Raw genomic sequence first — 14,324 nt, 5'->3', positions numbered from 1 at the left:
ACACAAATGTTTAAAGACGACAATGTATAAACGTAAATGCATTCAGTATTATTAGGATTTATGGGGATGCACATGGAACAAGTAAAACCTGAATCTTCCTCAGCATTAAGCCCGTTACTCAACGCGTTGCTGCGTGAATGGGATGGCTGGGAATTCGTCAACGCCAGGCAAACCGGGCTGTTTCGGCCGCAGGCAGCCGTGCTGCGTCTGAATTTCCCTGCCTCGCGCGCGGCGGTGCTCGTCGAGGCGCGGCATCGCTCGAAGGTTGGTTACCACGATTTAGCGATGCCGCTCTGGCGCCTCGATATTAGTAACGAGGGGGCCGATTGCGAAGCGACCGAGATCGACCTTTTCAGCCTTTTGGCGCCCTGGCGGATCCCGACATTGCCGGCCGGGCGACAGCGAAAAGCCGACTGACCTTCCTGCGCCGCAGCCTGGCCAGCATCGCCGCAATCGCTGACGCGACTGCGGCGCGTGGATCGTCGCGGCCCTTCTCCGAAGGCGATCCTGATTTCATCGACGCCGAAAGCGCCCTGCGCTTCGGCCATGCCGTGCATCCGGCGCCGATGAGTCGCGAAGAGTTCACGCACACGGATTCCGCGCGCTTCGGGCATGAATACTGCAATGCGTTCAAACTGCGCTGGTGGGCCGTCGACCCGACCATCCTCACTGGGGGCAGCGTCGAGCCACTAGATGTCACCGAGATGGTCCGCGGGCTTGCCGCCAGCGATCCGCAGCTGCTTGCTCGGGCTGGCAAGCAACAGGGCAAGGTTCTCGTTCCGATGCATCCGTGGCAGGCCGTACGGCTCATGCTGGAAGACCGCGTCGAGCGCCTGTTTTGCGCCGGCCGTATCGTCGATGTTGGGCTCGGCGGACCAGCGTGGCAGGCCACGACCTCGCTGCGCACGGTTCATTCAGCTGAAGCCGAGTGGATGCTGAAATTCTCGCTCAGCCTGCGCCTGACCAATTCCAGGCGCATCGTCGAGGAGCATGAGTGCCGGCGCGGCCTTTCGGTCCACCGGCTGGTCAAGGGCAAGCTTGGCGATGCCTTGCAGCGGCGCTGCCCGACCATGACGGTGCTGGGTGAGCCGGCCTGGTTCGGCTTGCGCGACGAAGACGGCCGGCTGATGACGGACACCATCGTCTCGTTCCGCGAAAACCCGTTTCGCGGCACGGGCAGTCCGCCGGCTGCCGTTCTCGGCGCGCTTTGCGAGCGCCATCCCGGCCGTACCGAAAGCCATCTGTCCGACCTGGTCCACCGTATCGCCCGCGACGAGAAGCGACCTGTCGAGGAAACGGCGCGTTTCTGGTTCGAGCGTTTCCTCGAAACTGCCATCGTGCCGTTTATTGTGGCCTTCTCGGAATTCGGCCTGTTGTTCGGCGCCCATCAGCAAAACCTCGTCGTCGGCCTCGCCGGCGGCTGGCCGAATGCGCTCTATTTTCGCGACTGCCAGGGCACCGGTTATGTCGAGGAATTCCTGCCCAGGCTGCGCGAATTCGTGCCCGAGGCTGGTCAGGCGGGCGATCATGTCTTCCCAGCGGAAGCGGCCGCGAAGCTGTTCGGCTACTATCTGGTCGTCAATGGCGCTTTCGCCGCCGTCGCAGCCCTTGCGGCCGCTGGCCTCACCAACGAAAACGATCTGCTGGCGATATTCCGCCGCTCGCTCGAGCGGCTGGCCGCCACGCCGATGGCTGACCGGTCCTGCGTCGACTATTTGCTCAACGCGCCGACGCTCGCCGCCAAGGGCAATTTCCTGATCGCGCTGCGCGACATCAATGAGAACACCGAAGTGACCGACCCGCTGGCAGGTTACGTCGAGCTTCCGAACCCCCTGCATGTGAGAGAATACGCATGAACATCGAGGCTGCGAAAAACTGGTCACCCGCCACCGTCGCCGGCAACGAAGGATGGCAGCATCTGGCCTCGGCCGCGGAGCCGCTCGCCATCCGTGCCGGCGATGGCCATGTCAGCCTGGTCAACGCTGAGGGAACAGCGGTGGGACAGGCCCGCATCTCCGACGCGGATGGCCGCCTGCTCATCGACGATGTCGCGTTCATTGGCGGCCGCCTCGACCAACCGCAAATCCTGGCAGGTCTCGTCGACGCCGCGCTGCGCCTGCATCCTTCCTTCGACTGCGCCTTCCTGCCGGCGGCCAAGACGCTGTGGCCGGTTTCGGCGCTGGCCACCGAAACGGTTCCGGGTGAACCGGAATGCGCCGTCATCCATCGGTCGGTCCTGCGCCAGCTGCCGCTGCTGTGGCGCAGCCAGGCCTCGCATGTCACCTATCCGGCATTGACGACCGCTATCGGCCCGGAAGACCGGCTGCCGCCATTGCGCCAACCGCGCCCCTGCGGCCCGATGTACGAACGCTGGATTCCGGAAATCGGCCTCACCGTGTCGCTGCGGCCGATCGACCGCCGGACCGATCTCGACCTCTTCCATCGCTGGATGAACGATGGCCGCGTCGCCTTCTTCTGGGAACTTGCCCAGAGCCATGAGGATCTCGACAAATATCTCGCCGAGCAGGAAAGCGATCCGCATATTTTCGGCGTCATCGCCAGCTTCGACGGCGAGCCGACCGGCTATTTCGAGTTCTACTGGGCCAAGGAGGACCGGCTCGGGCCCTATTATGAGCCGCTCGACTGGGACCGCGGCTGGCATGGGCTGATCGGCAATATGCGCCATCTCGGCCGGCCGAAGACGCTGTCACTGTTCCGCTCCGTCACCCACTATCTGTTCCTCGACGAGCCGCGCACGCAGCGCGTCGTCGGCGAGCCACGCGCCGCGCACCAGAAGATGCTGAGCTATTGCGCCGGCGCCGCCTACGACAAGGTCAAGGAGTTCGACTTCCCGCACAAGCGCGCGGCGCTGGTCTGCTGCGAACGCGAGCGCTTCTTCCGCGAGGTGCCGCTGTGACGGTGCAGCAACCGATTGCCAAAGCGGGGGAGGCGACACGCTGGGCCGCGATCAACCGCGACGCCGTCGCCAAGGCCATTTCCGAACTGACCTTCGAGGAGTGCCTGTCGCCGCGCGAGCTTTCGCCCGGCCGATGGGAGCTGACGCCCGGCCCCGGCGTGACCTATCGCTTTGCCGCGACGCGGCGCCTGTGGGGCCAGATCGCCGTCCGTCCGGAGACGCTGACTCGCGACGCCGGCATCGAGCTGCCGGTCGACGATGCGGTCGCCTTCTTCGCCGACGCGCGCGAGACGCTCGGCATGTCGCCGGCAACATTCTGCACCTATGCGAAGGAGCTTTACAACACGCTGATGGCCGACATGCGGATCGCCAAGGCACGCGGCAATCGACCGGCCGCCGATCTAGCCGCGCTGCCGGATACCGAGTTGCAGGCATTGCTCGACGGCCATCCGAAGGCCCCTGCCAACAAGGGACGGCTTGGCTGGGGACGGGACGACTTCGAGCGCTACGCGCCAGAATCGGCCACCGCATTCCAGCTCTTCTGGCTTGCCGCCGCCAGCGATCGCTGCCTGCTGGCGCTTGACTGCGGGCTCGACGAAGAGGCGCTGCTGCAGGCCGCACTCGGCGACTACGAGCGCGCAAGGCTCGAAGCGGCTTTCAGCGCCGCCGGGATCTCGCGATCGACGCATAGGCTGCTGCCGGTCCACCCCTGGCAGTGGCAGGCGATGATCGCCTCGCAATATGGTAGCGAGATCGCCGCCGGCCGGCTGGTGCCGCTTGGCCAGTTCGGCGATCCGTTCCTGCCCTTGCAGTCGCTGCGCACGCTTGCCAATGTGGCACGGCCCGAGGCGCTGCACGTCAAGCTGCCGCTGACCGTCCTCAACACCTCAGCGTGGCGCGGCGTGCCGGGCAAATACATGGCGATCGGCGCCGATCTGTCGCGCTGGCTGGCCACGGTGGCGGCCGCGGACCCGGTGCTCAAGGACGTCAAGGTGCTGAAGGAAGTCGCCGGCGCCTTCTATCCGCATCCGCACTATACCGGCGTTGAAGGCGCGCCCTATCAGTTTTGCGAGATGCTGGGCGCCATATGGCGCGAAAGCCCCGAAAAGGATCTGACAGCGGGCCAGCGGCCGATGATGATGGGCGCCCTGCCGCAGCGCGACGCCCACGGCAGGCCGATCGCCAGCGCCCTGATGGAGCAGTCCGGCCTTGGTCCGGAGGCATGGCTCGATCGCCTGTTCTCCACGGCCTTCGTGCCGCTCTACCACTTCATGTGCCGTTACGGCGTCGGCTTCATCGCCCATGGCCAGAACGTCACCATCATCCTCGACGGAGCGACGCCTCTCGGCGTGGCGGTCAAGGATTTCCAGGGCGACCTCGATCTCGTCGACCAGCCGTTTCCCGAACTGGCCGGCCTCGACCCCAAAATCCTGTCGACGCTGAAGCGCCGGCCCCCGGCACATCTTCTCCAGCATCTGCAAACGGGACACATCGTCAGCGTTCTGCGTTTCCTGTCCGAGGCGCTGGCCGCCTATGACCGCTTCGACGAGAGGACTTTCTACGCCATCCTGGCCGGCGCCATCCGGCGCTACCAGGCGCAGAACCCGGATCTGTCGGAACGGTTCGCGCTCTTCGATCTGTTTGCTCCGAAGATCCCACGCATCGCCATCAACAAGGTGCGCTTCGCCATCGGCTACGGTGACAGCGGCGAACGCCCTCTGCCCGACCTCGGCACACCGCTCGACAATCCGCTTAACCCCGAGTCAGCCCGGCGATCTCCCATCAGCCCAGCCAGCTCCATAAGGAGTTCGCCATGACCCATACGCTTGACCTCGCAGGCATCGGCATCGGGCCGTTCAATCTCAGCCTCGCCGCCCATCTCGATGCGGTGGACGGCGTCGAAGCGCGCTTCTTCGATCGGGCGACGCGGCTCGAATGGCACCCGGGTATGATGCTGCCGGGCGTCGAACTGCAGACATCCTTCCTCAAGGATCTCGTCACCGCGACGCATCCGACCAGCCCATGGTCGTTCATGTCCTATCTGGTCGCGCAGAAGCGGTTCTATGAATTCCTCAACGCGGATTTCTCAGCCATCCCGCGGCCGGAATTCGCCCGCTATCTTGGATGGGTCGGCGAGAACTTGTCTTCGCTGCGCTTCGCCAGCGCCGTCGACCGGATCGACTTCGACGGAACGAATTTCAGGCTGCGTATCGGCCGCGAGCAGGTGAACGCGCGCAATCTCGCCATTGCCGTCGGGCTGGTGCCCAACATCCCCGCCTGGGCGCGGGCGGCGGCCTCCGATCAATGCTTCCACAACGCCCAGGCCGCCAACCGCCTCGATCGCCTGAGCGGACAGCGTGTCGCCGTGATCGGCGGTGGCCAGAGCGGCGCCGAAGTGCTTCTGCATCTGATCTCCTCCGACCGCTTCGCCGGCCGCGAAATCGAGTGGATCTCGATGCGGCCGAATTTCCTGCCACTGGACGACTCGCCTTTCACCGACGAACTCTTCACGCCGGGCTATGTCGAAAACTTCCATCGGTTGCCGCAAGGGCGGCGCGAGACGATCCTGGAACAGCAACTGCTTGCCGGTGACGGCGCATCGACGAGCACGCTGAAGGCGATCTATCGCCAGCTTTACACGCTGCGGCACCTCTCGGAGGAAACGACGGCGGTCAACATGACGCCGCACCGCGAAGTGCTGAACGTGACGCGGGAAGGCAGCGAATACCGGCTGATCATGCGCAACGGCTTCGACGGCGCCATCGAGACGCGCACCGTCGATGCGGTGGTTCTGGCCACCGGCTATGCCTTTGCCATTCCTGATTGCATGGCACCGCTCATGAACAGGATCGCGCTGGACGAGCGCGGTCATTACAGGCTCAACGCCAGCTTCGAGGTCGAATGGGACGGGCCCGACGACCGCCGGATCTACGCACTCAATGCCGGCCGGCTCAGCCATGGCATAGCCGAGCCGCAGCTCAGCCTGATGGCTTGGCGCAGCGCCAAGATCGTCAATTCGCTGCTCGGGCGGGCACAGTTCGATCTCGATCTGCCCGATCCGCCGGTTGCCTGGAGTTCAAGGCACACGACACAAAGCCTGCATCATCTCGGCGCCAATGCGAGGATGACCGAATCGGGCGCGCGGTGATGTTTGTGGAGGCGGGCCGAAGAGCGTGGTACGGCGCGCGTTAAGATTGACATCGACCCGTAAAGCTTTTCTGTGAGAGAGATCGTTCGGTCCTGCTGGAGGCTCAGCGCATGAAAACCCTTGGCCTTATCGGCGGCATGAGCTGGGAATCGACGGCGATCTATTATCGCCTGCTCAACGAGATCGTGCGCGAGCGGCTGAGCGGGCTGCATTCGGCAAAGCTGTTGCTCTATTCCTTCGACTTCGCCGAAATCGCCGACCGGCAGCATCATGGCGACTGGGACAGTGCGGGCGTGCTGCTGGCGGATGCGGCGCGCAAGCTGGAGGCGGGCGGCGCAGAGGGGCTTTTGATCTGCACCAACACCATGCACAAGCTCGCCGACCGGGTGCAGGCGGCGGTGTCGATCCCGCTTATCCACATTGCCGACGCCACGGCCGTCGCGGTCAAGGGCGCCGGCGTCAAGCGGCCGGCGCTGCTGGCGACCCGCTTCACCATGGAGCAGGATTTCTACAAGGGCCGGCTGACGGAGAAATACGGGCTGCAGCCCGTGGTGCCGGACCAGGCCGGGCGCGACATGGTGCACCAGGTAATCTACGACGAGCTCTGCCGGGGCATCGTCAACGCGGCATCGAAGGCGGCCTATATCGACGAGGTCGCCCGTCTGCGGCGCGATGAGAAGATCGATGGCGTCATCATGGGCTGCACCGAGATCACCATGTTGATTGGCGAGCGCGATTTCGACATTCCGGTGTTCGACACCACGCGCATCCATGCCGAGGCGGCGGTCGCATTCATGCTGCCCTGAAGGGTCAAAAAAAGCATCAGGGCTGGGCAGCCACGGCGACATTGCCGCTGCCGGCCACTTTCAGCTTCCATCGATCTGCTTCCGTGCCGGCCAGATTGAGGTGCTTGGTCAGGAAATAAAGGCGATCGGTGTCGGGGCCTTTGGCTGTGCAAAACCGGTCCTGCAGATAGGAGGGAGGCGTCGCCTGATAATACAGGTTGGCCACGATGCTGGCCGGACGCGCGCGCGGCCTAAACAGCCTTCCGCTCCTTCACGAATTGCGTGCCAAAACTGCCGCGCGCTTGACTTCTTTTTGCAGCGACATTCAATACATCCGGCATTGCTGTGAGGGGATGAAAGCAAGATGGAATTTGCGTTTCCGTGGCCGACCAGCCAGGGCGAATGGCTGGCTTGGTCTAGCGCCGTCGTCACCTTGGCGCTCGGTCTGCTGTTTTTCCTCGCGCCAGGGCTGGCATTTCGGATTCTGCGGCTGCAGGTCCGGCCCGAAAGGGCAGCGGCAATCGCGGAAGGGCGCGGCCGCATGTCGGGCTTCTATCTCGGCGTCAGCCTGTGCTGCATTCTGTTGGCGCAGCCGTGGCTCTATATGGCACTCGGCTTTTCCTGGCTGTTCACCGCTTTTGGCCGTTTGCTGTCGATGATGTCGGACGGCGCCAACACGCCTTTCAACTGGGCGTCGATCGTCGTCGAACTCGTCCTGGCCGCGTTGCCGCTTGCCTTCGTCTTCGGCTTTCTGCCCTGAATCGGCAGCCAATCCAAAGGCTTCAGTTGAACTCTGCGGCCGGATGCGACAATAGTGCCCGAAAAGCATGCGGGACGACGCATTGCGGTCTTAAAATGCCTGTGCTAGACGGCAATCGACTTTCGGCCGGGGATAGCGGAAGCCGCGCCTCCGTGCTTGGAAAAACTTAGTAAGGTCAAAGATTTAGCCAGAGTTTTTGCTCGCGCCAACAATCTGCGGCCCCTCAGACAAGAGAAAAGACGGTCCGTGGCTCAATCGTCATCGCCAATCTCAGGTGTCGCAGAACGCTACGCGGGTTCGCTGTTCGAACTTGCGCGGCAGTCGAATTCGGTGGCCAAGGTCGAGGCCGACCTCAACAGTTTCGCCAAGATGCTGGATGACAGCGCCGACCTGACGCGCCTCATCAACAGCCCGGTGTTCTCCAGCGAGGACCAGGCCAAGGCAATCGCGTCGATCGCCGACAAAGCCGGCATCACCGGCCTGACCGGCAATTTTCTGCGCGTCGTCGCCCGCAACCGCCGGCTCTTCGCGGTGCCCGGCATGATCAAGGCTTTTCGCAAGATCGCCGCCGAACAGCGCGGTGAGACATCAGCCGAGGTCACTTCGGCGCATGAACTGACGGCTGCCCAGCAGACCGAACTCAAGGCCGCGCTGAAAGGCGTCGCCGGCAAGGACGTGGCCATCACTGTTACCGTCGATCCGTCGCTGCTCGGCGGGCTGGTGGTCAAGATGGGCTCGCGCCAGATCGATACGTCGCTCAAAACCAAACTCAATTCGCTCAAGCTTGCACTGAAAGAGGTCGGCTGATGGACATCCGCGCCGCGGAAATTTCCGCAATTCTCAAAGACCAGATCAAGAATTTCGGCAAGGAGGCCGAGGTCTCCGAAGTCGGCCAGGTGCTGTCCGTCGGTGACGGTATCGCTCGCGTCTACGGCCTCGACAATGTCCAGGCCGGCGAAATGGTCGAATTCCCCGGCGGCATCCGCGGCATGGCGCTCAACCTCGAAGCCGACAATGTCGGCGTCGTCATCTTCGGCGCCGACCGCGACATCAAGGAAGGCGACATCGTCAAACGCACCGGCGCCATCGTCGATACGCCTGTCGGCATGGGCCTGCTCGGCCGCGTCGTCGACGCGCTCGGGAATCCGATCGACGGCAAGGGCCCGATCAAGGCGACCGAACGCAAACGCGTCGACGTCAAGGCGCCAGGCATCATCCCGCGCAAGTCGGTCAACGAGCCGATGTCGACCGGCCTCAAGGCCATCGATGCGCTGATCCCGGTTGGCCGCGGCCAGCGCGAGCTGGTCATCGGCGATCGCCAGACCGGCAAGACCGCGATCATCCTCGACACGATGCTCAACCAGAAGGCCGTGCACGACAACGGGCCAGAAAAGGAAAAGCTCTACTGCGTCTACGTCGCCATCGGGCAGAAGCGCTCGACGGTCGCGCAGTTCGTGAAGGTTCTCGAAGAGCGCGGCGCGCTTGAATATTCGATCATCGTCGCCGCCACCGCTTCCGATCCGGCGCCGATGCAGTTCCTGGCGCCGTTCACCGGCGCCACCATGGGCGAATATTTCCGCGACAACGGCATGCATGCGCTGATCAGCTATGACGATCTGTCGAAGCAGGCCGTCGCCTATCGCCAGATGTCGCTCTTGCTGCGCCGCCCGCCGGGTCGCGAAGCCTATCCGGGCGACGTGTTCTACCTGCATTCGCGCCTGCTCGAGCGCGCCGCCAAGCTCAACGACGATCTGGGTGGCGGTTCGCTGACCGCGCTGCCGATCATCGAGACGCAGGCCAACGACGTGTCGGCCTACATCCCGACCAACGTGATCTCGATCACCGACGGCCAGATCTTCCTCGAAACCAACCTGTTCTTCCAGGGCATCCGTCCGGCGGTCAACGTCGGCCTGTCGGTGTCGCGCGTCGGTTCGTCGGCGCAAATCAAGGCGATGAAGCAGGTCGCCGGCTCGATCAAGGGCGAGCTCGCGCAGTACCGCGAAATGGCTGCGTTCGCGCAGTTCGGCTCCGATCTCGACGCCGCCACGCAGCGCCTGCTCAACCGCGGCTCGCGCCTGACCGAACTGTTGAAGCAGCCGCAGTTCTCGCCCCTCAAGGTCGAGGAGCAGGTCACGGTGATCTTCGCCGGCGTCAACGGCTATCTCGACAAGCTGGCGCTGAACCAGGTCGGCAAGTTCGAGCACGGCCTGCTCAGCCATATGCGCTCGGCCGGCAAGGACGTGCTGGACGGCATCCGCAAGGAAAAGGCGCTGTCGGACGATCTGCGCGCCAAGCTGAAGGCCGAGATCGACGCCTTCGCCAAGACCTTCGCTTGAGAAGAAGCCGGACGCTCGGGATCAGGTTTGAAGCATGCCTTCATTAAAAGACCTTCGTAACCGTATCGCCTCGGTCAAGGCGACGCAGAAGATCACCAAGGCGATGCAGATGGTCGCCGCGGCGAAGCTGCGCCGCGCGCAGGAAGCAGCGGAGGCGGCGCGTCCCTATTCCGAGCGGATGGGTGCGGTGCTGGCCAATATCACGCAGGCGATCGGCGGCGGCGGCGATGCCCCGGCGCTGATGACCGGCACCGGCAAGGACGATGTGCATCTGCTCGTCGTCTGCACCGCCGAGCGCGGCCTGTGCGGCGGCTTCAACTCGCAGATCGCACGTCTGGCCCGCGACCATATCCGCCGGCTTCTGGCCGACGGCAAGCAGGTCAAGATCATCTGCGTCGGCAAGAAGGGTTTCGACATTCTGCGCCGAGACTATGCCTCGCTGATTATCGACCGCGTCGACCTGCGCGATGTCAAGAAGCTCGGCTTCGTCAATGCCGATGCGATCGCCCGTAAGATCATCCATCTGTTCGGCGAAGGCGGCTTCGATATCTGCACGCTGTTTTATTCGCAGTTCAAGTCGGTGATCAGCCAGATTCCGACCGCGCAGCAGATCATTCCTGCCGGCGTGGCTTCCGCTCCCGCCGAAGCGACCGCCGGTGGCAATGCCGTCTACGAATACGAGCCGGAGCCGGGCGAGATCCTCACCGACCTCATTCCGCGCAACATCTCGGTCCAGGTCTTCCGCGCGCTGCTCGAAAACGCAGCCGGCGAGATGGGCGCCAAAATGAGCGCCATGGACAATGCAACGCGCAATGCCGGCGACATGATCAACAAACTGTCGATCACCTATAACCGCCAGCGGCAGGCGCAGATCACCAAGGAACTGATCGAAATCATTTCGGGCGCCGAAGCGCTCTAGGCGCGACCGCCAGGAGGTCATCGACCTTCTGATGGAGCGTGAGAAACAAAGGACGAGAAGGGTAAAGACGATGGCGAAAGCAGCGACCCCCGCGAAGACGGCCCCCAAGGCGGCCGCAAAGGCTCCGGCAGCAGCGGCGAAGGCCGCTCCGGCCAAGAAGGCGGCCGCGCCCGCCAAGGCCGCGGCCCCGGCAGTGAAGACGACGAGCGTTGCCGTCAAGAAGACCGGCGCCATCGGCAAGGTTCGCCAGGTCATCGGCGCCGTCGTCGACGTGCAGTTCGGCGATCATCTGCCGGCCATTTTGAACGCCATCGAAACCTCCAATGTCGGCAACCGCCTGGTGCTCGAAGTTGCCCAGCATCTGGGCGAAAACACCGTGCGCTGTATCGCCATGGATTCCACCGAAGGCCTGGTTCGCGGCCAGGACGTCTATGACACCGGCGCGCCGATCACCGTTCCGGTCGGCCCGGGCATGCTCGGCCGCATCATCAACGTCATCGGCGAGCCGGTCGACGAAGAAGGCCCGGTCGACGGCATCGAGATGCGCGCCATCCACCAGCCGGCGCCTACCTATGTCGAACAGTCGACGGAAGCGCAGATCCTGATCACCGGCATCAAGGTGCTCGACCTTCTGGCGCCCTACGCCCGCGGAGGCAAGATCGGCCTGTTCGGCGGCGCCGGCGTCGGCAAGACGGTTCTGATCCAGGAGCTGATCAACAACGTCGCCAAGGCGCATGGCGGCTTCTCGGTCTTCGCCGGCGTCGGCGAGCGCACCCGCGAGGGCAACGATCTTTATCACGAGTTCATCGAGTCCGGCGTCAACAAGAAGGGCGGCGGCGAAGGCTCCAAGGCGGCACTGGTCTATGGCCAGATGAACGAGCCGCCGGGCGCGCGTGCCCGCGTCGGCCTGACCGGCCTGACGGTCGCCGAATATTTCCGCGACCAGGGCCAGGACGTACTGTTCTTCGTCGACAACATCTTCCGCTTCACGCAGGCCGGTTCTGAAGTGTCGGCGCTGCTCGGCCGTATTCCTTCGGCCGTGGGTTACCAGCCAACGCTGGCCACCGACATGGGTGCGCTGCAGGAACGCATCACCACAACGACCAAGGGTTCGATCACTTCGGTGCAGGCGATCTACGTGCCGGCCGACGATTTGACCGACCCGGCGCCTGCGACCTCGTTCGCCCACCTGGACGCGACGACCGTGCTCAACCGCGCGATCTCGGAAAAGGGCATCTACCCCGCCGTCGATCCGCTCGACTCGACCTCGCGCATGCTCGATCCGCTGGTCGTCGGCGAGGAGCACTATGCCGTCGCCCGCCAGGTGCAGTCGATCCTCCAGCGCTATAAGTCGCTGCAGGACATTATCGCCATCCTTGGCATGGATGAGCTGTCGGAAGAGGACAAGCAGACGGTGGCCCGCGCCCGCAAGATCGAGCGCTTCCTGTCGCAGCCGTTCTTCGTCGCCGAAGTGTTTACGGGTGCGCCGGGCAAGCTGGTCGACCTCGCCGACACAATCAAGGGCTTCAAGGGCCTCTGTAACGGCGACTACGATCACCTGCCGGAAGCCGCCTTCTACATGGTCGGCGGCATCGACGAAGCGGTCGAGAAGGCTCAGCGCCTGGCGGCTGAAGCAGCGTAATCAAGGCAATAGGGAGTAGTCAGTAGTCAGTAGTGAATAGCGGCCGGGTGATCAGGACAGCTGTCCTCTCCCTACTCCCTACTCACTATTCCCTACTCACTAAATTGACATGGCTGAAGCTTTCAAGTTCGAACTGGTCTCGCCGGAGCGCCTCCTGGTTTCCGAGCAGGTCGAGTCCGTCGTCATTCCAGGCGCCGAAGGTGAAATGACAGTCATGGCGCACCATGCGCCGGTCATGACCACGATCAAGCCGGGCGTCGTCACGCTGAAGACCGCCGGCGGCAAGGAAGAGCGCTATGTGGTGTTCGGCGGCTTTGCCGACATCGTTCCGGCCGGTTGCACGCTGCTGGCCGAATCGGCGGTTGCTGTCGGCGATATCGACCGCGCCGATCTCGCCCGCCGCATCCAGGAAGCCAAGGAAGACGCCGCCGACGCCAAGGACGATCAGTCCCGCAGCAAGGCGGAGCAGTTCCTTAGCCAGCTTACCACGCTCGAAGGCGCGCTGCTGCCGGCGTAAGCCGCAGAATGACTTGAAGAAAAGGCCGGGCTCAGCCCGGCTTTTTTGTTGCGGCCGCCATCCTGGATCGTCTCGCATAGGCGCAGGGCCTTGGCGGGATTTCAGGGCGGGCAGCCAGCATGATCAGATCGGGTGGCGGCATGCCGGCTGCCAGTCAGGGCGAGATGAGCTTGTATTAGGCGATGGCGCCGGCGGAACCGCGATTTGGCTGCGGCGGTACAGTCGGATCGGGGCTTGCCCCTGCTTTCTGGTTGTTCGACAGTCCGGCTGTCTATCGATTTGGGGTGGCCGATGACGGAACAGACAACGCAACCGGAAGCGGCCTCGCGATCCCGGTGGACGACGGCGCTGATCGCGGCCTTTGGCGGTCCGTTCGGCGGGTTCCTTTGGATCGGCGCCGGCCGGCCGGCGGTTGCCAGCCTGGTGGTGATCAGCGCCATAAGCATTGCGCTGACATATGAGGGATTCCCGGTTCTGCCGGGGGTCGATCTCGCCTGGCTGGTGGATCTCTCCAGTTTAGGTCTCATGGTCCTGTGGGTAGCGCTCGTCGTGCCTTTCGCGTCACGATACAGACCGAACCGGTGGTATTCACACGGCCTTTCGGTGCTGCTGTTGGCCGTGCTGACCTCCTACGGAGCCGCGTTAGCGATCCGCACATTCCTCTTCCAGCCGTTTTCGACCCCGGCAGGCAGCATGACACCAACGCTGGAACTCGGCGACTATTTCTTCGTCTCGAAGTTTGCCTATGGTTACAGCCGCTACAGTGTTCCTCTTGGGCTGCTGCCCTTCGAAGGCCGGATCTTTGCCGCCGAGCCGAAGCGCGGAGATATTGTGGTGTTCAAATTTCCAGCGGATCCGAGCATCGACTACGTCAAGCGGGTCGTTGGACTGCCGGGCGACAAAATCCAGATGGTCGACGGAATCCTTCGCATCAATGGTGTGGCGGTCAAACTCGAGGATGTTGGTCCGTACAGCTCCGAGGACTCTCCCCAAAGCGCCAGACTGCAACGTGAAACCCTCCCCAACGGCGTTTCCTATTCCGTCATCAGTCTTACGGACAATTCAACAACCGACAACACACGGGTGTTCGACGTGCCCGAAGGCCACTATTTCGCGCTTGGCGACAACAGGGATAATTCCTCCGATAGCCGGCTCAGTGTCGGCTTCGTTCCTGCCGAAAACCTGGTCGGCAAGGCAGTGCGACTGTTCTGGAATTCGCAAGGCACGGAGTATTCGTCGCGGCAGAGGCTGGACGCTCCGGCGGGACAATAGGCTTGAAATGGGCGGTTCCGGACCAGCT

General features: G+C 63.5%; 14 protein-coding genes. 13 read left to right on the top strand and 1 reads right to left on the bottom strand.

Annotated elements, in window-relative coordinates; all coding sequences use genetic code 11:
- Positions 1 to 72 precede the first annotated feature (72 nt).
- The 6 genes from NKJ58_RS00820 (at position 73) to NKJ58_RS00795 (ending at position 6,871) form a co-directional block, all read left to right on the top strand.
- On the top strand, positions 73 to 417 hold the full coding sequence (locus NKJ58_RS00820) for a hypothetical protein (RefSeq protein ID WP_352852704.1): 345 nt from the start codon (positions 73 to 75) through the stop codon (positions 415 to 417).
- The gene (locus NKJ58_RS00815; protein WP_352852703.1) at positions 327 to 1,856 is read left to right on the top strand and encodes an IucA/IucC family protein; all 1,530 of its coding nucleotides are present in this window, start codon (positions 327 to 329) and stop codon (positions 1,854 to 1,856) included. Before NKJ58_RS00820 ends, NKJ58_RS00815 begins: the two co-directional genes overlap by 91 nt.
- Positions 1,853 to 2,917 (top strand): GNAT family N-acetyltransferase, encoded by a 1,065-nt coding sequence (locus NKJ58_RS00810; protein WP_023684094.1) that lies wholly within the window; start codon positions 1,853 to 1,855, stop codon positions 2,915 to 2,917. Before NKJ58_RS00815 ends, NKJ58_RS00810 begins: the two co-directional genes overlap by 4 nt.
- Positions 2,914 to 4,734, top strand: a complete 1,821-nt coding sequence (locus NKJ58_RS00805) for an IucA/IucC family protein (protein ID WP_352852702.1) — start codon at positions 2,914 to 2,916, stop codon at positions 4,732 to 4,734. Before NKJ58_RS00810 ends, NKJ58_RS00805 begins: the two co-directional genes overlap by 4 nt.
- On the top strand, positions 4,731 to 6,065 hold the full coding sequence (locus NKJ58_RS00800) for a lysine N(6)-hydroxylase/L-ornithine N(5)-oxygenase family protein (RefSeq protein WP_023684096.1): 1,335 nt from the start codon (positions 4,731 to 4,733) through the stop codon (positions 6,063 to 6,065). Before NKJ58_RS00805 ends, NKJ58_RS00800 begins: the two co-directional genes overlap by 4 nt.
- Positions 6,066 to 6,175: 110 nt before the next feature.
- Positions 6,176 to 6,871 (top strand): aspartate/glutamate racemase family protein, encoded by a 696-nt coding sequence (locus tag NKJ58_RS00795; protein WP_023684097.1) that lies wholly within the window; start codon positions 6,176 to 6,178, stop codon positions 6,869 to 6,871.
- A gap of 16 nt (positions 6,872 to 6,887) precedes the next feature.
- On the opposite strand, the gene NKJ58_RS00790 is transcribed toward NKJ58_RS00795, so the two are convergent.
- On the bottom strand, positions 6,888 to 7,076 hold the full coding sequence (locus tag NKJ58_RS00790) for a hypothetical protein (RefSeq protein WP_023684098.1): 189 nt from the start codon (positions 7,074 to 7,076) through the stop codon (positions 6,888 to 6,890).
- Between the two features lie 138 nt (positions 7,077 to 7,214).
- On the opposite strand from NKJ58_RS00790, the gene NKJ58_RS00785 reads away from it, so the two are divergent.
- The 7 genes from NKJ58_RS00785 (at position 7,215) to lepB (ending at position 14,296) form a co-directional block, all read left to right on the top strand.
- Positions 7,215 to 7,610, top strand: a complete 396-nt coding sequence (locus tag NKJ58_RS00785; RefSeq protein ID WP_023684099.1) for an AGROH133_08824 family phage infection protein — start codon at positions 7,215 to 7,217, stop codon at positions 7,608 to 7,610.
- Positions 7,611 to 7,856: 246 nt separating this feature from the next.
- A complete protein-coding gene (locus tag NKJ58_RS00780; RefSeq protein WP_023684100.1) occupies positions 7,857 to 8,417 on the top strand; it encodes a F0F1 ATP synthase subunit delta in 561 nt (186 codons plus the stop codon).
- A complete protein-coding gene (gene atpA / locus NKJ58_RS00775; RefSeq protein ID WP_023684101.1) occupies positions 8,417 to 9,946 on the top strand; it encodes a F0F1 ATP synthase subunit alpha in 1,530 nt (509 codons plus the stop codon). The genes NKJ58_RS00780 and atpA overlap by 1 nt, the downstream gene beginning before the upstream one ends.
- A gap of 34 nt (positions 9,947 to 9,980) precedes the next feature.
- Complete coding sequence (locus NKJ58_RS00770; RefSeq protein WP_023668672.1) at positions 9,981 to 10,865, top strand: F0F1 ATP synthase subunit gamma; 885 nt, start codon at positions 9,981 to 9,983, stop codon at positions 10,863 to 10,865.
- Positions 10,866 to 10,935: 70 nt separating this feature from the next.
- Positions 10,936 to 12,507, top strand: coding sequence for a F0F1 ATP synthase subunit beta (gene atpD, locus NKJ58_RS00765; RefSeq protein WP_023698224.1), 1,572 nt, complete (start codon positions 10,936 to 10,938; stop codon positions 12,505 to 12,507).
- Positions 12,508 to 12,616: 109 nt separating this feature from the next.
- On the top strand, positions 12,617 to 13,024 hold the full coding sequence (locus NKJ58_RS00760) for a F0F1 ATP synthase subunit epsilon (protein ID WP_023668674.1): 408 nt from the start codon (positions 12,617 to 12,619) through the stop codon (positions 13,022 to 13,024).
- Positions 13,025 to 13,549: 525 nt separating this feature from the next.
- Positions 13,550 to 14,296: a signal peptidase I gene (lepB, locus tag NKJ58_RS00755; protein WP_032886549.1), complete on the top strand. Its 747-nt coding sequence runs from the start codon at positions 13,550 to 13,552 to the stop codon at positions 14,294 to 14,296.
- Positions 14,297 to 14,324 lie beyond the last annotated feature (28 nt).

The sequence above is a fragment of the Mesorhizobium sp. M0139 genome, from assembly GCF_040322455.1.
GTDB lineage: Bacteria > Pseudomonadota > Alphaproteobacteria > Rhizobiales > Rhizobiaceae > Mesorhizobium.
The sequence above is the reverse complement of the archived record's forward strand: the minus strand, read 5'-3'. Positions and strand labels throughout refer to the sequence as shown.